This is a genomic window from Pseudoalteromonas sp. UCD-33C, assembly GCF_001306895.1.
Lineage (GTDB): Bacteria > Pseudomonadota > Gammaproteobacteria > Enterobacterales > Alteromonadaceae > Pseudoalteromonas.
This window is the reverse complement of record NZ_LJTB01000012.1, coordinates 36,762-59,334: the sequence shown is the minus strand read 5'-3', so window position 1 is coordinate 59,334 and position 22,573 is coordinate 36,762. Positions and strand designations below refer to the sequence as shown.

At 41.7% G+C, this 22,573-nt stretch carries 14 protein-coding genes, 12 tRNA genes and 2 pseudogenes; 11 read left to right on the top strand and 17 right to left on the bottom strand.

Translation table 11 applies throughout. The features are described from left to right. Position 1 precedes the first annotated feature (1 nt). The 10 genes from AOG26_RS17265 to AOG26_RS17220 all read right to left on the bottom strand — a co-directional run bounded on the left by AOG26_RS17265 (position 2) and on the right by AOG26_RS17220 (position 7,412). Positions 2 to 2,239 (bottom strand): ATP-binding protein, encoded by a 2,238-nt coding sequence (locus AOG26_RS17265; protein WP_054563637.1) that lies wholly within the window; start codon positions 2,237 to 2,239, stop codon positions 2 to 4. Continuing rightward, a complete protein-coding gene (locus tag AOG26_RS17260) occupies positions 2,236 to 3,399 on the bottom strand; it encodes a sugar ABC transporter substrate-binding protein (RefSeq protein ID WP_054563636.1) in 1,164 nt (387 codons plus the stop codon). The genes AOG26_RS17265 and AOG26_RS17260 overlap by 4 nt, the downstream gene beginning before the upstream one ends. 68 nt (positions 3,400 to 3,467) lie before the next feature. Then, positions 3,468 to 4,613 (bottom strand): ABC transporter permease, encoded by a 1,146-nt coding sequence (locus tag AOG26_RS17255; protein WP_054563664.1) that lies wholly within the window; start codon positions 4,611 to 4,613, stop codon positions 3,468 to 3,470. Between the two features lie 5 nt (positions 4,614 to 4,618). Next, positions 4,619 to 5,545, bottom strand: a complete 927-nt coding sequence (locus AOG26_RS17250; RefSeq protein WP_054563635.1) for an ABC transporter ATP-binding protein — start codon at positions 5,543 to 5,545, stop codon at positions 4,619 to 4,621. Beyond that, complete coding sequence (locus tag AOG26_RS17245; protein ID WP_054563634.1) at positions 5,542 to 6,489, bottom strand: HlyD family secretion protein; 948 nt, start codon at positions 6,487 to 6,489, stop codon at positions 5,542 to 5,544. Before AOG26_RS17245 ends, AOG26_RS17250 begins: the two co-directional genes overlap by 4 nt. A 218-nt stretch (positions 6,490 to 6,707) precedes the next feature. Beyond that, positions 6,708 to 6,783 (bottom strand) — tRNA-Glu (locus AOG26_RS17240). Between the two features lie 78 nt (positions 6,784 to 6,861). Beyond that, a tRNA-Glu gene (locus AOG26_RS17235) sits at positions 6,862 to 6,937 on the bottom strand. A 78-nt stretch (positions 6,938 to 7,015) separates the two neighbouring features. After that, positions 7,016 to 7,091: transfer RNA gene (locus AOG26_RS17230), tRNA-Glu, on the bottom strand. 130 nt (positions 7,092 to 7,221) lie between these two features. Further along, positions 7,222 to 7,297 (bottom strand) — tRNA-Glu (locus AOG26_RS17225). Between the two features lie 39 nt (positions 7,298 to 7,336). Then, positions 7,337 to 7,412, bottom strand: a tRNA-Ala gene (locus tag AOG26_RS17220). A gap of 644 nt (positions 7,413 to 8,056) precedes the next feature. On the opposite strand from AOG26_RS17220, the gene AOG26_RS17215 reads away from it, so the two are divergent. The 10 genes from AOG26_RS17215 (at position 8,057) to AOG26_RS17170 (ending at position 14,424) form a co-directional block, all read left to right on the top strand. After that, positions 8,057 to 8,132 (top strand) — tRNA-Val (locus AOG26_RS17215). Between the two features lie 36 nt (positions 8,133 to 8,168). Next, a tRNA-Val gene (locus tag AOG26_RS17210) sits at positions 8,169 to 8,244 on the top strand. Between the two features lie 67 nt (positions 8,245 to 8,311). Beyond that, positions 8,312 to 8,387, top strand: a tRNA-Val gene (locus AOG26_RS17205). Between the two features lie 36 nt (positions 8,388 to 8,423). After that, positions 8,424 to 8,499, top strand: a tRNA-Val gene (locus AOG26_RS17200). 43 nt (positions 8,500 to 8,542) lie between these two features. After that, positions 8,543 to 8,618: transfer RNA gene (locus tag AOG26_RS17195), tRNA-Val, on the top strand. Between the two features lie 35 nt (positions 8,619 to 8,653). After that, positions 8,654 to 8,729, top strand: a tRNA-Val gene (locus AOG26_RS17190). 101 nt (positions 8,730 to 8,830) lie between these two features. Next, a tRNA-Val gene (locus tag AOG26_RS17185) sits at positions 8,831 to 8,906 on the top strand. Positions 8,907 to 9,460: 554 nt separating this feature from the next. Then, positions 9,461 to 11,095 carry a response regulator gene (locus AOG26_RS17180; RefSeq protein WP_054563633.1) on the top strand — a complete coding sequence of 545 codons (1,635 nt, stop codon included), beginning with the start codon at positions 9,461 to 9,463 and terminating at the stop codon, positions 11,093 to 11,095. Positions 11,096 to 11,101: 6 nt separating this feature from the next. After that, the gene (locus AOG26_RS17175; protein ID WP_054563632.1) at positions 11,102 to 12,478 is read left to right on the top strand and encodes an extracellular solute-binding protein; all 1,377 of its coding nucleotides are present in this window, start codon (positions 11,102 to 11,104) and stop codon (positions 12,476 to 12,478) included. Next, a complete protein-coding gene (locus AOG26_RS17170; protein WP_054563631.1) occupies positions 12,475 to 14,424 on the top strand; it encodes an ATP-binding protein in 1,950 nt (649 codons plus the stop codon). The genes AOG26_RS17175 and AOG26_RS17170 overlap by 4 nt, the downstream gene beginning before the upstream one ends. A gap of 29 nt (positions 14,425 to 14,453) precedes the next feature. Here AOG26_RS17170 and msrB read toward each other — a convergent pair. Then, positions 14,454 to 14,816 (bottom strand): annotated as a pseudogene (msrB, locus tag AOG26_RS17165) (peptide-methionine (R)-S-oxide reductase MsrB); the annotation flags it as partial. A 19-nt stretch (positions 14,817 to 14,835) separates the two neighbouring features. Here msrB and AOG26_RS21110 point away from each other — a divergent pair. Further along, positions 14,836 to 14,916: pseudogene (locus tag AOG26_RS21110) on the top strand (hypothetical protein); the annotation flags it as partial. Positions 14,917 to 14,977: 61 nt separating this feature from the next. Here AOG26_RS21110 and AOG26_RS17160 read toward each other — a convergent pair. From AOG26_RS17160 to AOG26_RS17135, 6 genes are all read right to left on the bottom strand, one after another. After that, positions 14,978 to 15,430, bottom strand: coding sequence for a hypothetical protein (locus AOG26_RS17160; RefSeq protein ID WP_054563629.1), 453 nt, complete (start codon positions 15,428 to 15,430; stop codon positions 14,978 to 14,980). 9 nt (positions 15,431 to 15,439) lie between these two features. Then, positions 15,440 to 15,928, bottom strand: a complete 489-nt coding sequence (locus AOG26_RS17155) for a DUF2919 domain-containing protein (protein WP_054553711.1) — start codon at positions 15,926 to 15,928, stop codon at positions 15,440 to 15,442. Next, positions 15,925 to 16,269: a DUF3392 family protein gene (locus AOG26_RS17150; RefSeq protein WP_054563628.1), complete on the bottom strand. Its 345-nt coding sequence runs from the start codon at positions 16,267 to 16,269 to the stop codon at positions 15,925 to 15,927. Before AOG26_RS17150 ends, AOG26_RS17155 begins: the two co-directional genes overlap by 4 nt. Then, a complete protein-coding gene (gene ligA, locus AOG26_RS17145) occupies positions 16,262 to 18,283 on the bottom strand; it encodes an NAD-dependent DNA ligase LigA (RefSeq protein WP_054563627.1) in 2,022 nt (673 codons plus the stop codon). The genes AOG26_RS17150 and ligA overlap by 8 nt, the downstream gene beginning before the upstream one ends. Positions 18,284 to 18,365: 82 nt before the next feature. Beyond that, complete coding sequence (gene zipA, locus AOG26_RS17140) at positions 18,366 to 19,094, bottom strand: cell division protein ZipA (protein WP_054563626.1); 729 nt, start codon at positions 19,092 to 19,094, stop codon at positions 18,366 to 18,368. Positions 19,095 to 19,127: 33 nt separating this feature from the next. Beyond that, positions 19,128 to 22,526 (bottom strand): chromosome segregation SMC family protein, encoded by a 3,399-nt coding sequence (locus tag AOG26_RS17135; protein WP_054563625.1) that lies wholly within the window; start codon positions 22,524 to 22,526, stop codon positions 19,128 to 19,130. Positions 22,527 to 22,573: the final 47 nt, after the last annotated feature.

The window sequence follows — 22,573 nt, the reverse complement described above, 5'->3', positions numbered from 1 at the left end:
GCTATTTCAGCGATTGCTGAGATAGCCACTTTGCGAGTGCTTTTTCAAGTTCAGAAAAATTAATTGGCTTTGCAATATGGTCACTGATACCAATTTTTGCGCTTGTTTCGATGTCGTCTTTCATAGCATTAGCACTAACCGCAATAATCGGCGTATCAAAATCTGGCCTTGCAAGTAAGTTTTCACTGGCAGTCAATCCATCCATCACTGGCATTTGAATATCCATTAAAATCAGTGCGTAATCTTGTGTTAGGGTTTTCTCACAGGCAATTTGTCCATTTTCTGCCAGTTCATAATTTAGACCTAATTGAGTTAAATACTTTGTGATTACAATTTGGTTAATCGGGTTATCTTCGGCAATTAATATTGGCTTATCGACGGCTTTAAAATCGAACTGAGTGTCTTCATCTGATTGGTGTACTTTTGCGCTAGCGTCCTGTGGGTTTAGTGATTTAAAATTAACATTAATGGTAAACTCGGTACCTTTTCCAAACTCACTGTCGATAGCAATAGTGCCTCCCATCAAATCAATCATCCCCTTACTGATGGCAAGCCCAAGACCGGTCCCTCCATATTCACGAGTGGTGCTACTTTGCGCTTGAACAAAGGGATTAAACAGGGCCGTTATTTTATCTTCAGCGATACCTATGCCTGTATCTTTTACCGATAACACGACGGCTGTCTGGTGTTCATCTCGGCTTTGCAGAGTAAGCGAAAGAATGATCTCTCCTTGATTGGTAAACTTAACGGCGTTAGAGAGCAAGTTAATCAGCACTTGTTTAACACGTATTTCATCACATTCTACATTCAGCGATTGTAATGAGGAGACCTCAAGCCGGCAGCCAACCCCTTTAGCATCACAACTCGGTTTAAATAGTAAGATTAGGTCATGGCAAAGCGCGACTAAATCACATTGTCGCGACTCGAGCTCTATTTTATTGGCCTCTATTTTTGAAAAGTCGAGAATATCGTTAATCACGGTTAATAACACATCACTACAGTTATTAATTTGCCTTACAAACTCTGCTTGCTCTTGTGTTAGCGTGCTTTTATTGAGTAGCTGCAAAAAGCCCACAATACCATTCATTGGAGTGCGTATTTCATGGCTCATATTGGCTAAGAATTGGCTCTTAACTTGCTCAGAGCGCTCAGCGCGAAGTTTTTCTAATTGCAATGAAGTAATTTGTATATCAATGGTATCAGCCATGCTGCTAAGGGAATCTGCAATATCTTTAAACTCTTGATAATGAAAATCGTCGGTATCTTGTTTGTAATTACCTAATGCATATTCTCGGCTAAGAGCAGTAATACGATTTAGTGGGTTATGAAGACGGGCCGTCAACCAACGCACTGAGATAAATGAAATAATAGAGAGTCCTACAATTAACAACCCTGCCAATATAGCCGTTTGCTTTACAGCGCTGGTGTAGGTGGTTTTTGCTTCATTAATTTGGAATTGTAAACTGGTTGGCTTACCTGCAAAAAAAACATTACTGATTGAGGCCTGCCCCATTAATTTGCCGTTATCGCCAGCATCGCCCACGCTATATAGAATGTTATCTTGTGCTGTAATTTGTACCTGCTTACCCGCTTGATATACCGGTTGCTCATTGTGTATTGCAAGCCACTTTAACGCCTCTGATAAAGGCACAAAAGACACTAACACGCCCGTTTTAATTATTGGCTCACTGAGAGAATCTTGCTCATGTAGCAATGTAGATGTAATTGCCAGTAAAGCATTTTGTTTTGCCTGTAAAGGTGCTAGTAGCTCAGTAACTTGTGGATTATCAATAATTTGAATTGTGTTTTGCTCTGTTGATGTTTGAGCGCTGTCGAGAATGCTTTTAGTGAGTTTAAAATTCAAATTTAAAGAAGTGATGGGATACCCTTCAACTATAAACCCTTGATTATCAATTACTATCGATGCTTTTATCTGTGGATTTTGGGCAACAAACTCTTGTAGCTGCACAAGCGCGAACTGTGAGTACACCACTTTATTTGGCAGCTCAGTTATCGCCTTAGTGCTACTAAGTAATTGGCTATTTTTCTCAAGCTTAAATAAGAGTTGTTCAAGACTGGCTGCATTATTTCTAGCTTGCCATTGCAAACTCGTATTTGCTTGGTCAATTGAGCTTAAATAGAAACGCCCAATCATCAAACCTGCAAGGATCAGTAGGGGAATAATGACCAGTAGTAATACACTGATAAATAAGGCGCGGCTAAAGCGTGGACTACTCATTCATCCCCTTCATTGGCAATCGAACGCTCTGCCAACCCTTGCATAAAAAGCCCCGCTTGCTCAGCAGTTAAGGCACCACTGCCATAGCGAATAAATCCTTTATTTAATACTTCCCATACGATGATCATAGATGCGGTAGAGGGCATAGGTTTTGTGAATTGTATAGCATCAATTAAGGTTGATAACTCAGTGCCTTGTTGTGCTTTTAGGTTATTTAAAACCTCAGTGTTAACTGGGATATCTTGAAGTTTTTGCCAAACCAGTGTTTGGAATTTTTCCGCTTGAACCAATTTAGCAAATTTGATCAAGCTCTCTTTATTTGCACCATTTAAAGCATGGTTTGGAAATGCCAGCACAAAGGTTGAGTAGTAAGGCTGCATATACTCACCATTGAGTTTCGGTAATTGTTGTATTCCTAAATTATTACCCAATGCCTCTTCATACGTTTTTAATGCCCATGCACCATCAATGGTGAAAGCGGCTTGCTGCGCTTTAAATGCATTATTTGAGCAAGTGTAATCGCACTGCCTATCAACCAGGTTTTGTTTATTTAAATCCCAAACAAATTTGAGAGCCAATTGCATTGCCGGTGTATTAAGCTGAACATGGTTATCTACAATTAGGTCGCCATTAAAAGCCGATAAGAACGGGATAAACCAATACATCTCCATAAAACTCCATGTAACGAGTTTCACTTTTTCAGGCAGTGTTGGTTGAATTTGGTATATATCCTGCCAATTTTCTATTGGTTGTTTAACAAACTGCTTATTATAAAAAAGTAACAAGTGATTGCCTTGAATGATGGGTATACCTAAGAGCTTATTGTTGAGCTTTGCAGTTTCTAAGGTTCGCTTGTCTGTGGTGTCAGCTATGAGTGAGTGTGGAATAACGCTGTAGTTGGCATATTTATCAAGGCCTAAGTGATCAGCGGGTACAATAACAACGTCTGTTGAGGTGCTGGTACTAGTATTTTGTACCAACCTTACCTTTAGCGCCTTTTGGTCAACCAATACAGAGTTAACCGTCAAACCGCTTTGCTCTGCAAACTCACTAAGCAATTGGTTAAAATGTTCATGCTTCATGGTATGGGCTAGGTTTATCGTTGCTGCATAGCCATCAAACGTAACTAATAGCACCGCCAGCCAAAATACTCGCCACACGCTAATGTCTACTCAAAATGAATTAAAATTACTTTTTAGTTAAGCACATATGCCCTAAATTGCCCAGCCTAATCAAGGGTTTTCTTAAACCTAAATGCAGCCACAGCCAAGCCCAAAATTGTAAAGGCTAACAGCCAAAGTAAATCACTGCTCATGCTTATTAGATTGACATCTTTTAGCACGATTCCACGTATTAACCTTAGGTAATGCGTTGCGGGTAAGCACTCAGCAAGCCATTGCGCTGCCTTTGGCATGCCTTCATAAGGAAATACAAAACCTGATAATAATATCGAGGGTAACAGAATGAAAATTGTCATTTGCATTGCTTGAAGCTGATTTTTAGCGATGGTTGAAAGCACTAAGCCAAGCACTAAACTGGCACATATAAACGCAAAGGTTGCGACAACCAATGCGACTAAACCACCTCCAAAAGGAATATGAAACAAGAGCTTACCCATACCTAGTATAATAAATAACTGAATAAAACCAATGAAGATATAAGGCACCACTTTACCAATCATTAATTCAAGTGAGCTTAACGGTAAGGTGATTAAGAGCTCCATATTACCTCGCTCTTGCTCTTTAACAATGGCTGCAGAGGTAAACATAATCATCGTCATAGTTAAAATAACAGCAGCTAAACCTGGCACAATATTCACTGCAGAGCGTTGCTCTGGGTTATAAAATAAGGTCGTCTCAAAGGTAGGGTAAGTTCGATTCGCAGGTTTATCGAGAAGCTCTGCAAGCGGCATATTACGCAGCGATTTTATGCTCGAAGCGACCATTGTATCGGAGCCATCAACTAACCAATGCGCAATTGGCCTGACTAACGACTCATTACTGCCATCAGGCAAACCAAAACCCACTGTTGGGTGCTGGGCAAGTCGGTTTGCCACATCGTGGGGTATAAACAGCACAGCCCGCACTTTCGCGCTCGCGATTGCTGTTTGTGCCTGTTCAATACTGTCGTAATAATCCGTCACTTTAACCACATTTGTCGCCGATACTGTTTGTACTAAAATGCGACTGAGCGCAGTTTGACTATGATCGACCACTGCAACAGGGATATCTTTAACGTTGGTGTTAATAGCGTAACCAAATAGAATCAGTTGGATAAGGGGGATCATCACCACCATCGCAAAGGTCATTCTATCGCGGCGTAATTGTAATAATTCTTTGTTTACAATTGCTTTTATCCGGCTTAATGAAGTCATAATACTCATTGTCTGCCCTGCCCTGTGCAGGTGACAAACACGTCTTCAAGGCTTGGGCGCACACTATTTACTTGCCACGTATCCTGACAAAATGATTGCTGTTTTATGAACTCAACGGGGTCTTGAACACCTTTTTTTACTAATACTCGCAGCTGTGTACCTAATTGAGTGGCTGAGATAACATGGTCGATTTTTGCGAGCTGTTTTTTTAATTCTCTGGTTTGCGCCCCTGCGATTTCTACAACATGAGCGTGCATGTCTGTCATTAATTGCTTTGGAGAGCCATCCGCGCGTTTAATACCAGATTCTAAAATGGCTAAACGATGACAACGCTCAGCTTCATCCATGTAATGGGTGGTGACTAATATCGTGGTACCGGCATTACTTAAATCAAACAGTGTTTCCCAAAAATCACGGCGATTTTGTGGATCGACTGCCGATGTTGGTTCATCAAGAAATAAAATTTTCGGTTTATTAATCACTGCAGCAGCCAATGCTAAGCGCTGCCGTTGGCCCCCACTCATACTTCCGGCCATTTGATCTACTCTTTGATCAAGACCATAGGTATGGAGCAATTCGTCAATTCTTTGTTGTTTTTGTTGCTTTTTAAACGGGTAAAGCGCCGCCATGAACTTTAGGTTTTCAAGCACGGTCAGGTCACTATAAAGTGAAAACTTTTGTGTCATATAACCAAGTTGCGTTCTGAGCTTTTCAGCATCTTTTGGCAGACTCAAGCCAAGCACATTGATATCACCAGAGGTTGGCTTCAATAAACCCGTAAGCATACGGATTGCAGTCGTTTTACCACAGCCGTTAGGGCCCAAAAAGCCATAAATTTGCCCTTGCTCAACGTCTAGATCAAGGTTATCAATCGCTTTTAAATCGCCAAATTGTTTTACCAAACCTTTGGCATGGATCACCGATTCAGTCATGGCATAATCACTTGAGCAGGTACGCCTGTCGGTAAATTATTTTCACTTACCGGTAGTGTTACCTCAGCAAGGTACATTAATCTCGCACGCTCTTCCTGATTAAGGGCATAAAAAGGCGTGAACGCAGGCTCTGAGGCAATCCAGGTCAGTTCACCCTGAATATCTTTATCTATGCCATCGACACGAACTTTAAGTGTCATGCCCTGATTGAGCTTGGCACGATATGGTTCAGGGATATATACGCGCGCATAAGGTGCGCTGTTTGCTTGAATAATAACGACTGGGCTGCCTTTAGTAACTCGCTCACCTACGTGCCAAGGTAAGTTATCGACCCTGCCAGCACGCATCGCTTTAATTGTCAGATCTGAGAGGTATTTTTGCTGTACTTTTAGTTCTGCTTCTGCCGCCTGAACTTGCGCTTTCGCACTATTAATATCTTCAACGCGAGAACCATTTGTTAATTCATTTAAGTTCTGCTTTGCTGATTCTAAATTAGCGAAAGTCTCATCGCGTGCAGCGGTTGCACTGTCTAAGGTTTCTTGGCTTGCGAGTTTATCTTTAACTAAGGTTTTTGCACGGCGAAAATTAGCTTCGCTTTGCGTATATGCAGCATTAGCTGCTGCTACTTTGGCTGATGCACCAGCAACTTCTTCGGGGCGAGCACCATTCAAGGTTTTTTCAAGAAATGCAGTGGCTTGAGCTAGTTGAGCTTGTGCTTTAGCAACAATCGCTTGTTGTAGTTCGGCATCGAACCTTGCAATCACCTGCCCTTTTTCGACCAACTGGCCTGCTGAAACGGGTAAATCGATCAGTATTTCGTTAGTTGTTGCAGGATGGATCACACGCTCACGCTCAAGCGTTCCTAGCGCTACTCCCTCATTTGAGTCTGAGCAAGCAGTAATGACTAAAGAAATTAGAATGAGTACAACACGTTTAGCTAACATTTTAATTTCCTTATGGTTAGCTGATGAGTTGCTAGATACTATAAAGTATTAAAATGATCTGTAAAAGTGATCTATAGGAATTAAAGTTTTAGAAATATATGGAGTCTATATCGTAAAGATATATGGAGAATAAGGAATCTTAAGTTGAAAAATCTTAGTTATATTCGAAATGATATTTAAAAGATAGTCTTTCCAACACATTACTTACTTAAAGTAAGTGGCGTCCCCAAGGGGATTCGAACCCCTGTTACCGCCGTGAAAGGGCGGTGTCCTAGGCCTCTAGACGATGGGGACACATAATGTGTCACTAGGACAACTGAATAGTTAGACTCGATTCAGACGAGYTYTTAATAACACAACACTTWWASTAAGTGGCGTCCCCAAGGGGATTCGAACCCCTGTTACCGCCGTGAAAGGGCGGTGTCCTAGGCCTCTAGACGATGGGGACACATAATGTGTCACTAGGACAACTGAATAGTTAGACTCGATTCAGACGAGCTTTTAATAACACAACACTTTTACTAAGTGGCGTCCCCAAGGGGATTCGAACCCCTGTTACCGCCGTGAAAGGGCGGTGTCCTAGGCCTCTAGACGATGGGGACACATAATGTGTCACTAGGACATTAAATGATAGTTTGACTCATATCGGAGTTAAGGTTACTAAAATAACATGTAAGTACTCGAGACCAACATATTTATTCTCTTGGCAATTGCTCACTTACTAAGAGTAAGTGGCGTCCCCAAGGGGATTCGAACCCCTGTTACCGCCGTGAAAGGGCGGTGTCCTAGGCCTCTAGACGATGGGGACGCAGAAAACTGCAACCCTAGGACAAACACTATGCAAATCTGGTGGAGCTATGCGGGATCGAACCGCAGACCTCTTCGCTGCCAGCGAAGCGCTCTCCCAGCTGAGCTATAGCCCCGACTTGCATACACACCGCCAATTAATGTTGGTTGTGTATCGCTGAGTGCGGGGCGCATTCTATGCAGCCCCCCAAATAAAGTCAACAGTTTTTTATCTAAGTTTATTTAAATGATTTAAATTTCAACAAGCTGACTAAATATCAATCCGTTGCGGAGGTATTTTATACAAAGCGCTATCAAATTAGCTATTTTGGGCTAATTGCATTGTTGATTTGTTATCAAAGACTCTCTGCTTTTGAGTTTACTCTCTAAAAAAAGGGTATACATTTATATGCAAAATAAAGTTCGTTATTTAAAGCTTTAAATAAAACGACTTTCCCCTCCCCTGCTTTGTTTTTAATAGTGCTAACTAGAGTGCAATTAACTAATGCAAATTTATCGATATGAAAAAACTGTTTTAAAAATTTACTGTATTCATATCATTTGGAATGATTTACCTAGGTCATAAAGCTATAGATCCAAGTCTAAATATAAGCTTATGAATATAAATTGCATATTTGTTCGCCAAAAAATGCTTAAATGCCATGTCATTGTTTATAAAAGCTGCATCTAACACATTTTTACTCATTCAAGTGTTGACACATTTACAACTCTATCTATAATAGCGCCCCACAACAACGCAGCAATGAGTTGTTTTAGATATGGGTCGTTAGCTCAGTTGGGAGAGCATCGCCCTTACAAGGCGAGGGTCACTGGTTCAAGTCCAGTACGACCCACCATTATTCCCTAATGGTGTTCATATCTAAATTCTTAATGGGTCGTTAGCTCAGTTGGGAGAGCATCGCCCTTACAAGGCGAGGGTCACTGGTTCAAGTCCAGTACGACCCACCATTTACTTTCTCTTTATAAAGAAAGTTTCGGTGGTCCTTCCATTAAGAAAATATGCTGTATGTAATATGGGTCGTTAGCTCAGTTGGGAGAGCATCGCCCTTACAAGGCGAGGGTCACTGGTTCAAGTCCAGTACGACCCACCATTTTAAAATGGTGTTTCATATTACAAAAATCTAAATGGGTCGTTAGCTCAGTTGGGAGAGCATCGCCCTTACAAGGCGAGGGTCACTGGTTCAAGTCCAGTACGACCCACCATTAAACAAACTTTGATGGTGTTTTCATTTAGATGATTCTTCGCGGGTCGTTAGCTCAGTTGGGAGAGCATCGCCCTTACAAGGCGAGGGTCACTGGTTCAAGTCCAGTACGACCCACCATTTAATTAAAATGGTAGCGAAGAAAAAGATTATATGGGTCGTTAGCTCAGTTGGGAGAGCATCGCCCTTACAAGGCGAGGGTCACTGGTTCAAGTCCAGTACGACCCACCATTACTTTTTGAAGCAAAGAGCATCGCAACTCTTTACAACGAAAAGGCTCGGTGGTTAAGTTCAGTAAGACCAACCATTTAATCTAAAACAAATTTATATGTGGGTCGTTAGCTCAGTTGGGAGAGCATCGCCCTTACAAGGCGAGGGTCACTGGTTCAAGTCCAGTACGACCCACCACATATAAAACCTCCTTATTTTATTTCTAGTTTTCAAAAGCATCGCCACTCTTTACAAAACACAGGCTCGATGATTCAAGTCCAGTACGACCCACCACATATAAAACCTCCTTATTTTATCTCTAGTTTTCAAAAGCATCGCCACTCTTTACAAAACACAGGCTCGATGGTTCAAGTCCAGTACGACCCACCACATATAAAACCTCCTTATTTTATCTCTAGTTTTCAAAAGCATCGCCACCCTTTACAAAACACAGGCTCGATGATTCAAGTCCAGTACGACCCACCACATATAAAACCTCCTTATTTTATCTCTAGTTTTCAAAAGCATCGCCACCCTTTACAAAACACAGGCTCGATGGTTCAAGTCCAGTACGACCCACCACATATAACAATCACTTCTAATATCTGACTTCTAATATCTATCACTCACTACTCCATTTATTGATATAACCCAAAGCTAAACTTTAAATCATTGCAAAAGCTGTAATTTGCCTTGTCAGCAGCTAGACTGTTTATTATAGTCATCGTTAATGTCACTTAGTCGCAAGTCCAATGCCTGCAAAGATTTTTTCGAAAGCCAAAATTTTAATAGTTGAAGAGCAGCCACTTGCTCAAAGCTATATGAAACAGTCCTTAGAGGGATTGGGGTTTCGTCAGTTGCGTTTTGCTGAGCATGCAATTGCAGCAAAAGAACAATGTCAAATTGAGCAATTTGATCTCATCGTTTGTTCATTTAACCTTAGTAAACATCAAGATGGTTATCAGCTTTATGAAGAGCTGAAAATGAAGCGTCTTATAAAAAACTCTACCGGCTTTATTTTTATTTCAGCTGAAACAAGCGGCTCGTTAGTTCACAGTGTACTCGAGCTACAACCAGATGATTTCTTAGTTAAACCCTTTACAATTAACGAATTAAAAAATCGTATTGAAAAAGTGTTATTGCGCAAAAGTAACCTACATCAAATTTATCAACTTATTGATGATGGGAATGACTCCAAAGCAATTAAACAAATTGATGCCTTGCTGCAAAACAAAGGTAATAGTTACAGTGCCATTCTGTTGAGATTAAAAGGCGACGCCCTTCTTCGCCTTAAGCGCTTTGAAGAGGCCAAAACATTTTTTAAATCAGTGCTCGATATTCAAAAATTTACTTGGGCAAAAGTTGGTTTAGTCGAAGCGCTTATTGCTAATAATGAACATACCCTAGCACACCGCATGCTTAAGACGATGTTGCAGCGCAGTGAAACGAGACTAGTTGCGCTTGATTTACTAGGTCGATTAGAAATTAAACTCAATAAGTTTGATGAGGCTCAGGACTTTTTTAGTAAAGCTGTTGAGATTGCCCCACGTAACATTGACCGCCAAAAAGCCCTGAGTCATGTATCATTGCTTAATCATGATTATGAAAAAAACTATTTAACTCAAAAAGATATTGCCAGTTACGCAAAGCACTCAATTCACGATAACCCTGATATATATTTAAATGCGGCGCGCGCAGGGATTGATTTTGCTTTAACGACGGATCAAACCGATCAAGTTAATCGCATTTCGAGACAGACAAACCAGTACTTAAGTGATTTAAAAAAGCAGTTTCCGAATAGTAATAATCAAACACAAATTGATGTTCTCAATGCGCGTTTGCATTATTTAAAGGATGAACATCAAAAGGCTAAAGCACTTATCAATCAGCTTGATGAAAGTGACACTCAAATTCGTTCAGTAGATGGTGCGCTCGATAAAGCGAAAGCGTTTCATGAGCTTGGTTTTCACCACAAAGCACAGATGCTATTTAACCAAATTATCACTCACTGTGAACGCCACCCATCAGTTAGCGATCCGGTGTATTTACGTTATATTCAACAACAACAAACTGAACGACGAGATATCAAGCTCGGTCCGAAAGAGCTCAATAATCACGCTGTAACACAATTTAATAAAGGTCAGCTCAATACGGCACTTGAAGCCTTCACCCAAGCATTTAGGATCATGCCTAAAAATGCCAGCATCGCTTTAAACCTACTGCAATGTTTATTCGATACAAATAACCAAGGCCAATCATTTAATTTAGCGCTCGCGAAAAAATGTTTTGCCTTGCTAGATGCGCAAACATTAGAAGATGAACAAGCAATCCGCTTTGAAAAAATTAAAGCCTTGGCTGCAAAGTTAAAAATTAAGCTTGCTGAGTAATCGAGTATGGCATTTTCTTTGTTTAAATTTAAAAAGCCCCTCCTAAGCGTTGCGCTTTTAATCTTTTGCCAATACAGCTTTGCCTCAGCAACATTACAACATTGGCAACAAGCCAGTATCAATTGGCAAAGTAAAGCAGGTAGCCATATCAATATTTTGGCTGATGAGCAGCCTGCATTTATGGCGTTAAAACCCTACATTCCTTTATTTGAGCAGCTAACAGGGATTTCTGTTGGCTTTCATGCTTTAGAACAATCACAAATGCGTGTTCGTCGCCATCAAGATTTAAGCGAGGCTTCAGGGCTTTATGATGTACTGCCGATGGGGATTACCTTTTTAGGTGAAGCGCAAAGCCAAGGCTGGATTGAGCCCTTGCAGCCTTACATTGATAACCCAAAACTGACAGACAAAACTTGGTATCAGTTAGAAGACATTAGTGAGCGTAGCCTAGCGCTTTGTAAAATTGATAACACGCTATATTCGTTACCATTTGATTTTTCTGCGCCGATTTATTTTTATCGCAAAGATCTTTTCGAACGTTTTAACTTAGCAGTTCCAGATACCTACGAGCAACTACAAGCAACCAAGGTTAAGTTACAACGGGAAATCGACCGCACCCCTTCTTTAAATGGTATGCATGCATTTGCCTCACGGACATTGCCCGGTGCAGGATTAAACACTTGGACTGTATTACCTGTTATGCGTGCTTATGGCGCTGAAGTTATCGACGCGCAGGGCCAGTCAGTTTTTAATAGCCCTGAAACGGCACAAAGCCTACAAGTGTATCGCGACCTAGTAACAGGGTTCGGCAATCCAGATAACAGCCGCTTACTGCATTTTTATGAAATTCGTCGCCTGTTTAAAGAAGGCCGCCTTGCCTCGGCCTTTTTGGCTTCTCATTTTTATAATGAAATAGATACCGCCGAAGAGTCAGATATTTGGAATAAATGGGAAGCAGCCCCCTTGCCTGCTGGTCCAATCGCCAGAGAAACATCTCCTTGGGCATGGGCATTTGCAATTAATAGCAAATCAACTAACAAAGATGCTGCATGGTTATTTATTCAATGGGCAACCAGTGAGCAGACCGCCGCACTACTTAGTACAGGTGGCTCACCGCCTAGACAAAAAGTGTGGCACGAGAAGCTGTTTACTCTAGTAAACAAACCTGGCTTTAATAAAGCCATGTTATGGGTGTTTGAGCATGCAACGCCTGATCGCCTTCAGGCTGGCATGGTCGAGTTTCCGGTTATTGGCGAAATTATTTCGCAAACCTTTAGCCAAATTTTCTATGGTGCAGATATAAAACAATCAATCAAAAGCACAGACGCAAAAATCAACGCTAATATGCAAGCATTAAAAGTACGGAGTAATATTGAGCAATGAGAATTAGTATTGCCCACAAAATTTTAATGATCATTGGCTTTACCATTACCCTTATTTTAGGGGCAAGTACGTCGTTGCATGTAATGGAGCTTAAAGAGCAAACACTTTTGAACATGAGTGAAAAAGCCGATGCGATTGTCTCGCCCATGTTGTCAGAAATAAACAGCCTCACACAAGACAATACCGTGGGAAGTTGGGTGCTTAAAATTCAGGGTATTACATTAAAGAACATTTTAAAAAATAATACCTTTGATGATTTAAAGACGATTTACTTTATCGACCAAAATAACTTTATCGCCGCCCACCCGGATAACAGTAAAGTAGATACCCTAGAAACTAACCAAGTGCTGCTAAAACAGCTCAACCCTGAGCAAAATGCCATTGTAGCCATGGATCAGCAATATGCTGTTGCTGTGCCAATTAGCAATTTTCAGGGGGAAAACATCGGTTACGTTATCGTAAGCTTTTCAGATAAAGACTTAGCGTTAAAGACTAAATCGATTATTAGTAATGCGGTTTCGCTGTTTGCTATTTACCTGTTAACCGCACTTATCATCGCCTATATCATTATTCGCCGTATTATTTTACAGCCCATTGATCAGCTCGTAGAGTTTTCTCATGCTGTGACCACGGGTGATTTAAACTGCCCTATTAATATAAAAAGCCAAGATGAAATAGGTACTCTCGCCAGTGGCTTTAAAATGATGCGCGCTGCGGTTAGACAGCAGATCAACAGCATGCATGAACAACATAGTTTGCTTGAAGACACGGTTGCAAAGCGCACTCAAGAGTACCTTGATGCTAAAGAACAAGCTGAGCAATCAAATCAGGCCAAAAGTCGCTTTTTAGCTAATATGTCACATGAGTTAAGAACTCCGCTCAATGCAGTGCTAGGTTTTAGCCAATTACTACAAGATAGCGAAACAGATAAAAATAAGCGTCGTTATTTAGAAGCAATATCAATCTCTGGAAATTCACTGCTTAATGTTTTGAATGACATTCTCGATTTATCAAAAATCGATGCTGGTAAAATGCAACTCGATATTGAGCGTGTAGAAATCCCTAAAATGTGCCATGAGCTTAATATGATGTTTTTACAGCTCAGTGCGCAAAAAGATCTCGATTTACAAATAACCTCTCACCCTGAGTTAACAACTCCAGTGTTACTTGATAGCAATAAAGTTCGCCAAGTACTAACCAACTTAATCAGTAATGCTATTAAGTTCACAGCACAAGGCAGTGTTAAAGTGTATTTTGATTTTAAAGCACACGATGACAACAGCAATATTGATATCAAAATTCATGTCACAGACACAGGTAAGGGTATTCCTAAAGATCAACAAGATCTTATTTTTAATGATTTTGAACAAGTACAAGGCCAACGTAGTTCTGAGTTTGGTGGAACGGGGTTAGGTCTTGCGATTTCACTGCGTTTTATCAAGCTAATGGGTGGTGAGTTATCGGTGATCAGCGATAAAGATAAAGGCAGTGAGTTTATCGTGTCGTTACCAAATATTGAATTAGCTGAATCTAAAAATGAAGTGAAACATCGTAACTACCCCGCTATTTCGAGCTACCACTTTAATCCTGCTCGCATTTTGATTGTTGATGATATTCCCTACAACCGTGACTATTTAGAGTCCTTCTTATCGCGCTGGAGCTTTACCGTAGACACGGCTATCAATGGTGAAGATGCCCTCAAAAAAATTGAGCAGCATCAGCCTGATTTAATCATCATGGATTTAAAAATGCCGGTGATGGGCGGATTAGAAGCAAGTCAGTTAATTCGTAGTGATGATCGCTTCAAGCATATTCCAATCATTGCGGTTACAGCATCGGTATTAAAAGATGATAAGGCGCAATCAAGTATTTTGACAGACTACATAATCAGTAAGCCAATTCACCGTGAGCACCTTATTTTTATCATTGCTCAATACTTAGATTAGGTAATGATTAGATAGAGATTAAACACGCATTAGTCGCGTTTTTTCATCGCTATAGCATTCATGCAATAGCGTAAGCCACTTGGCGGTGGACCATCAGGAAATACATGTCCTAAATGTGCATCGCAAACATTACATACGGCTTCAATGCGCTGCATACCATGGCTAGAGTCCGCGATATAGGCAATGCTTTCAACACTGCTAGGCTGGGTAAATGACGGCCAGCCTGTGCCACTATCGAACTTTTCATCGCCATCAAAAAGTAAGTTGTCACAACACACACACGCATATTGACCTGGTTCAAATATCGTACATGAATCAGAGCTATGCGGACGTTCGGTGCCTTTTAAGCGGGTTACATAGAATGCATCTTGTTCGAGCTCAGCTTGCCATTCAGATGGCGATTTTTCGACTCGACGTGAAGGTGTTGGGTTACCGTTATGGGCAAACTCTAAAATATCTTGCCAAGTTAACATAATGCTCCCTCAGGGTTGAATACAACAATTGCACAGTACATCACAAGCACTACTAAGGGCAAGCAACGTGCGTCTAGTAATTACTGTGTTTGTAACCTGATATCTATTTGTGCACGTTCACGCTCAGAAAGTAGCTGTGCTAAATGACTATTTATTTGGCTGCTGTTAACACTTAATACGGCTGTTATCAACTGGTCATTGACATCAGTTACATGGATTATCCCTTCGCCGATTTCAATCTGCTTAATTTGGCCAATTAATACAAACTCAGCTTTGCGTTTAAAATCGAATAAACCAGCCAGACTTATCAGCGCTAGCTGATTTACATCACGCTTTAGTAAATCAGTAATGGGATTACGCGCTACAAATAACGGAGTTACCCGATAAAGGCTTGATAAAGTAATAAAGCCCCATAACATCACAAACAACGAAAATGCAGCACTGTGCCAAAGTGGCGTAAATACCCACAAAGCAATTAATACCAGCGCGATAGTGAGTGAAATTTTTGCTAAAAGATTATTAATTGCCAACATATTGCAGCCCTATTTCTTTTCAATTGGATCTGGCCAATCATTAAAAAAGACCGACAGATATCTGCTTTTTAATAAATATAACAGTACCCATAACACCAGCACCATTTGACACGCTAAGAAAAACGAAAACTGATAGTGACTGTGCGCAGCCTGATAGGTTAACCAACTTAAATCTGTGATGGCACACAAAATTAATGGCCAGCGCATAAAACGCCATATAGATGCGAGACGTTTCGCACTTTCAGCATTTTCTTGAGGTCGGCGTAAACAAAAGATCACCGCCGGTAATAAGGCGATTGCCGCAATGGCAATGGCTGTAAAGAAATCGCTTTTCGATTTAAAAAACAGCGACATGATATCTAAATCAGGGCGCCGACTCAGCGCCGCCATAATCCATATAAAGTAACTGCGTAACAACACTAACAAAGTTAAATGAAACGCTACTGGGGTTCGATAAGCGCCGTGTTTATCCCAGTATTCTGGACCGTAGCGATTCATATTTGGTTCTTCTTATCGGCAATGATGCCAAGTACAAAAAACGCAGCTGTAAGTGTAAGCGCCAGCCATTTAACACCGAGTAGCAGTAGCAACTTACTTAAAAATGGAGTTACAAACACCACAAGTAAGCCCATACCAAACCCAGTAACCAACACAAAGCAAAGCACGCGAATAATAAAGTGACGACGCACGACAAAGCGCTTGGTCACTTTAATAATATCGTTTGCATACAAGGATATAAAACACACCACCAGCAATAATGAAATATTGTAAAGGTGTGGTTGCAGCCAGTTGCCAATTGTTAAAGCAACTGACGACAATGCCTGCAATAGACTATCCATTGTGCTCACTTAAAAGTGCAATGAGGTCAGCCTCAGTTAACACATCAATGCCTAAGTCTTGTGCTTTGGTTAATTTTGAGCCTGCTTTTTCACCCGCAATCAGTGCATCTGTTTTAGCCGATACACTACCCGACACTTTTGCACCTAACGCTTGTAAACGTGCTTTTGCATCATTACGATTAAGCTCACTCAATGTGCCGGTCAGTACGTAAGTTAAGCCAGCTAATGGCTGCGCATCGGCGCTCGGTGCTGTTAATTCTGGCCAGTGAATACCTTGCTCAACTAACGCATTTACAACTGCCATATTGTGCTCTTCGCTAAAGAAGCCACGTACATGCTTAGCAACGATCTCACCTACGTCACTTACTTCAGTTAACGCATCAACGCTTGCTTGAGTGATTTTTTCTAGAGTTAAAAAATGGTTTGCTAAGTTTTGCGCGGTTGCTTCACCGACTTCACGAATACCTAACGAATATAGGAATTTAGCTAAGGTTGTTTGTTTCGCATCTTGTAGTGCATTAACTAAGTTCTTAGCTGACTTTGGACCCATTCGCTCTAGTGATTCAAAATGCCCTTGTTTAAGGATAAATAAATCAGCAGGCGTTTTGATCAGTTCACGGTCAACTAGTTGGTCAACAATTTTGTCGCCTAAGCCATCAACATCAAGTGCTTTACGTGACGCAAAATGTTTAATTGCTTGCTTACGCTGCGCTTGGCACACTAAGCCACCCGTACAACGGGCAACCGCTTCACCTTCAATGCGCTCCACATGTGAGTCACAAATTGGGCAAGTAGCTGGAAATTCAATGTCTTTTGCATCGTCAGGGCGACGTTCAAGGACCACTTGGGTTATTTGTGGAATAACATCACCCGCACGACGTATAATCACGGTATCGCCAATTTTAACGCCTAAACGGGCAATTTCATCGCCGTTGTGAAGTGTTGCATTAGATACCGTTACGCCACCTACAAATACCGGCTCTAATCGTGCTACAGGGGTGATTGCGCCAGTGCGCCCTACCTGAAACTCAACATCAAGTAATTGGGTGATTTCTTCTTGCGCCGGGAATTTAAAAGCAATTGCCCAGCGTGGTGCTCGTGCCACAAAGCCTAAACGCTCTTGTCGTTTTTTGTCATTTACTTTAATAACCACACCGTCAATTTCGTAGGCAAGGCTACTTCGACGCGTCAAGATATCTTGGTAGTAATCAAGTGCAGCTTGCTGACCTTCAACCAGTTTTGTTTCTGGGCAAAGTGGTAAACCCCAATCGGTGAGTTTAGCTAGCTGTTGGTAATGATCTTCTGGTAACTGCCCATCGGCAACAAGCCCAGTGCTGTAGGCATAAAACATCAGTGGACGCTTTGCTGTTACTTTAGAGTCAAGCTGACGTAAGCTACCAGCCGCAGCATTACGTGGGTTAACAAACACTTTGTCGCCACGTTTTTCGGCTTCACTGTTTAGTTTGGCAAAACCGGCGCTATCCATAAATACTTCACCGCGCACTTCAAGCTCTGCTGGGAAGTCATCGCCACGTAACTTAAGCGGCACATTACGAATTGTTTTCACGTTTTGAGTGATGTTTTCACCCACCATACCATCGCCACGGGTGGCTGCTTGAACTAAAACACCATCACGATAAATAATCGATACCGCTAAACCATCAAGCTTTGGCTCACAACAAAAAGTCAGCTCATTGTTGTCCATTAGACGCTCTTTGATACGGCGGTTAAAGGCGGCAAACTCTTCTTCTGAAAACGCATTATCAAGTGACAGCATTGGCACTTGGTGAGTAACTTGCTCAAACTTATCAAGTGCGGCGCCACCGACTTTCTGGCTTGGTGAGTCAGGGCTTTGAAACTCAGGATTAGCTTGCTCAAGGGCGCTTAATTCGCGCATTAAACGGTCATATTCAGCATCAGGAATGCTAGGTGCATCCAGCACATAATAATTATGGTTATGCTCTTCTAACTGGGCACGAAGTTGGCTAATTTGCTCAAAGATAGGGCTGGACATGAAAACCTCAAAAATCTACATAAAAAAGCCACTTAGACGACTTAACGCCAAGTGGCCTAATACTTATACTCTGTGTGTGCGATTACGATGAAAAGCTGCGAACTTTCTCAACATACTCACGAACGCTTTCAACCGTCATTTCTTCACGGTTGCTATCTAAAATCGTTGCACCAAATTCATCGGCTAGCTTTTTAGCTGCACTGTGCAACATGTTGAATGCACTTAGACCGTCGCCATCACATGGTAAGGTCATAAATAAGCTAACACCTGCCGTACTAAACTGTTCCATATTATCAATATCGAACGTGCCTGGGTTGTACATATTCACTAAACGGAATAACACCGGGCCTGTGCCAGCTGGGTCTAAATGACGGTTAAAGAAACCTTCTTCAGAATACTTAAAGCCTAACATATTAACAGCTGGCAATAATTGGCTGCCATCCATTGTTAAACCTTCTGGCATTTGTAAATGCACGATAATAAAATCGGTTGGAGCTTGTGCATCAGCAGGTTCTTCTTCAACTTCTTGTTGCTCAGCTTCAGGCTCTTCAACAACCTGTTCTGAAACAGACGGCTCGTCGTGACTTTCTGCTGAAAAGCTTAAATCACCAAACTCTGGCTCATCACGCTCCTGCGGTTTTACAGTCGCAGGCTCTTGAACCTCGCTGGTTGTTTCGTTCGGTTCAACCCGTTCAACTGAAGGCGTATCTGGGCTGTCCTTTTTACGCACCGACCATAAGCCGTGAATTAATAAACCACCAATGACAAATACACTGATTACGATTAAAGCCCATCTTAATTCTTCGGCCATCCCCTCACCTTTATTATTTGATATGCCTAAATTTTATGCATGTGCCATTTGCACAGCTTGTTCTATATCTACAGCGACCATACGTGATACACCTGGTTCAGCCATAGTTACACCGGTCAATCTGCCTGCCATTTCCATAGCAATCTTGTTATGACTGATATAAATAAATTGTACTGATTGTGACATCTCTTCTACCAAACGGCAAAAACGACCCACATTCGCATCATCCAATGGCGCATCCACTTCATCTAGCATACAGAATGGAGCTGGATTGAGCCTGAATATTGAAAACACCAATGATAATGCGGTCAGCGCTTTTTCTCCACCACTAAGCAGGTGAATTGTCGAATTTTTCTTGCCTGGTGGCCTTGCCATGATGCTCACCCCACTTTCAAGTAGATCATCACTGGTCAATTCAAGGTAAGCACTACCGCCACCAAACACTTTTGGGAATAACTCCCCAAAGTCTGTATTTACTTGTTCAAAGGTCGCCTTGAAACGATTTTTTGTTTCTCGGTCGATTTTTTGAATCGCCCCTTCAAGGGTATTTAATGCTTGTGTTAAGTCATCAAGCTGCTGATTTAAATAATCGCTGCGCTGTTTAGCCTGCTCAAACTCATCTATTGCCGCTAAGTTCACAGCGCCAAGTTCATTTAATGCTTGCGTGGTTTTTGTAAGCCTCGTTTGCATGCTATTTAAATTGGCATTGTCAGGCAGTTCTTCAAGTACTGTTTTTAAATTTTGTTCCAGTTCTTCAAGTGGCTCTAACGCAGCTTGCGCCTTCACGATTAAACTTTGCTCATCCAATGCTAATGCTTGCAACTGCTCTTGTAACGCCACCAACTCAGATTGCGATGATTTCAACGCTGTTTGCTTATCAGCAAGCTCCTTTTTAGCTTGACTCAAGGCCGCTTGCAAGTTTTTCAGCTCAACGTCACTTTGTTGATGCTTTTCAAGCAATAGCATAATTTGCTCTGCTACTTCTTCAAGCGGAATCACTAATTCTTCTAGTTGCTCGTTGAGCTCTAATACAGCTTCACTGGCAGCACTTTGGGCGGCATTAGCATGCTGTAGTTTGGTTTCGCTAAGTTGACATTCACTGCGAGCCTTTTGTTCAGCCAAATTTGCTTGATGTGCTTGCGTTTTATATTGCTCAAGCATAGAAGCCACTTGGCGGTAGCGGTTATTTGCCTCAGCTTGTAGGTGTTTTGCTTGCTCTAACTCAGTTTCAAGTTCTAATTGCTGCTCTAACAGTTGTTCAAGTAAACACTGCTGAGTTTGTTGCTGTTGGTCAGCATTTTGCTTTTGCTCAGCGAGTAAGGTTTGACGCTGTTGCAACTTAACAAGCTGGTTTTGCCACTGGGTTTGCTGCTCTAATAACATATCGCGTCGAGTGCTGGCCGATGCAATCTGCTGAGCTGCTTGGTGAATTCGTTCTCTGTATTGCTCTTTGTCGGCGATAAGTGTTTTCTTGTGAGCTAGATGCTCATTTAGCAATTGCTGCTTAGTTTCTAATTGCTCGTTGAGTTCTTCATCTAACTGCTGAGCATCACTTAGCTGAGCATGCTTTAAAAGCAAAGAATTGTCGGCGTCTTTATTGGCATCGGTATGAAAGTTACGACCATGCATACAGCCCTCTTCATCAATCACAGCCAGCCAATATGTATCCGCCAAAATAGCGTCATCAAAACAAGGTTGAAATGCAAACCGTGCTAATAAATCAGGGTAAGCACCCGATTCGATATAATTAGCTAATGACTCTTTTGGTAACTCATCATCAGATGCAGGCCAAACACTGTTAGGCTCTTTATGTTGACTGACCTTTAGATGCTCAAGGCCAAGTAGGGCTTGTTCAATTAGCGGCTCAAAGCCAGAAGCCACCTTTAACTGCGCCAATAGAGAGACACTCTCGCTGTTGGTTTGCTCTGATAACACAGAATTAAGCGCAGCTATGCTGGCTCTATTTTCATTACTGTGCTGCTGAACCCGCTTTAAGTCCTGCTCTAAGTGCTGTTGCTCTTTATCCGCTTGTTCTAGATTTTGAGTGAGCTTATTCAGCGCACTTTGTTGCTGCGCAAGCTCTTTCGTCAGTGATTGAATTTGCTGTTGTTGCTCTGCAATTTGCGCTGCAACTGGAGTCGCTTCAAGTTCATTAATTTCAGCGGCAAGTTGTGCCTGCTGAGACTCGAGTTGCGCAACAGTCTGGGCAAAGTGAGCCTGTTGATTCTTTGCAACATTAATATCACTGCTATGAGCTTGGCTTTTCTGTAAGGTGCTTTGATATTGCTCATTGGCGCTTTGCGTTTGTTGCTGTTGCTGTGCGACTTGTTCTTCAACCTCTGCAACTTGCTCAGCGCACAGTAAACTTTGCTCAATCGCTTCTTGTAGCTGCTCTTGTAAAATGGCGGCTGAGGCGTGTTGCTCTTCTTGCAGCTCTTTATTTTGTAACTGCAGTTGTTGCTGTTTGATGAGGTTTTGACTAAGTGTTTGCTGTTGCTGCTTTAAGCTGATCTGTTGCTGCTCTTTGCGGGTTAAATCAGTGTGTGTTTGATGCTGAGCCTGCTGTGCGTCTTGCAGTTTTTGCTGCTCAAGCTGCACTTGATTTTCAAGGCTTGCTAAAACATCATCGTGGCCAGAGTGCGCTTCTCTAAAGAACTGGATTTGCTCTTTAAGTTTATTAATTTGCTCAGCTTTATCAATTTGTTGTTGGTGTAACTTCTGCCACTTTAAAACCGCAATTTGCCCTTTTAAGGTGCGCTCAGTGGCTTTTAGCTCTCGGTATTTTTTTGCATCGACTGATTGCACTGCAAGTTTATCGAGCTGTGTTTGCAACTCCTGCCTTACATCAAGCAGTCGCTCAAGGTTTTCGCGGGTGCTTTTAATGCGGGTTTGCGTTTCACGACGACGCTCTTTGTATTTTGAAACCCCCGCAGCTTCTTCTAAAAAAACACGTAAATCAGCCGGTTTACTCTCAATTAAACGCGAGATCATGCCCTGCTCAATAATTGCATAGCTGCGCGGGCCAAGACCTGTGCCTAGAAAGATATCGGTAATATCACGCTTACGGCATTTGCTGCCATTTAGAAAATAAATTGACTGGCCATCTCGAGTCACTAAACGTTTGATCGCCACTTGGTTTCGATCAGCAAAGGTATTCGGTAAATGGCCACTGGTGTTATCAAACACCAACTCAACAGAGGCTTGTGAAATAGGTTTTCGATTAGTTGAGCCGTTAAAAATAACATCGGTCATGGCATCGCCACGTAAGTTTTTAGCTGAGCTTTCACCGAGCACCCAACGCACTGCATCGATGACATTTGATTTGCCACAGCCGTTCGGGCCGACAACACACGTCATCTGATCAGGAAATGGGATCTTAGTGGGTTCAACAAACGATTTGAAACCCGCTAATTTTATGGTGCTTAAGCGCATCTAATTGTTTTACCGATTTTTATTGTTATTCTTCAATTTAACCCATT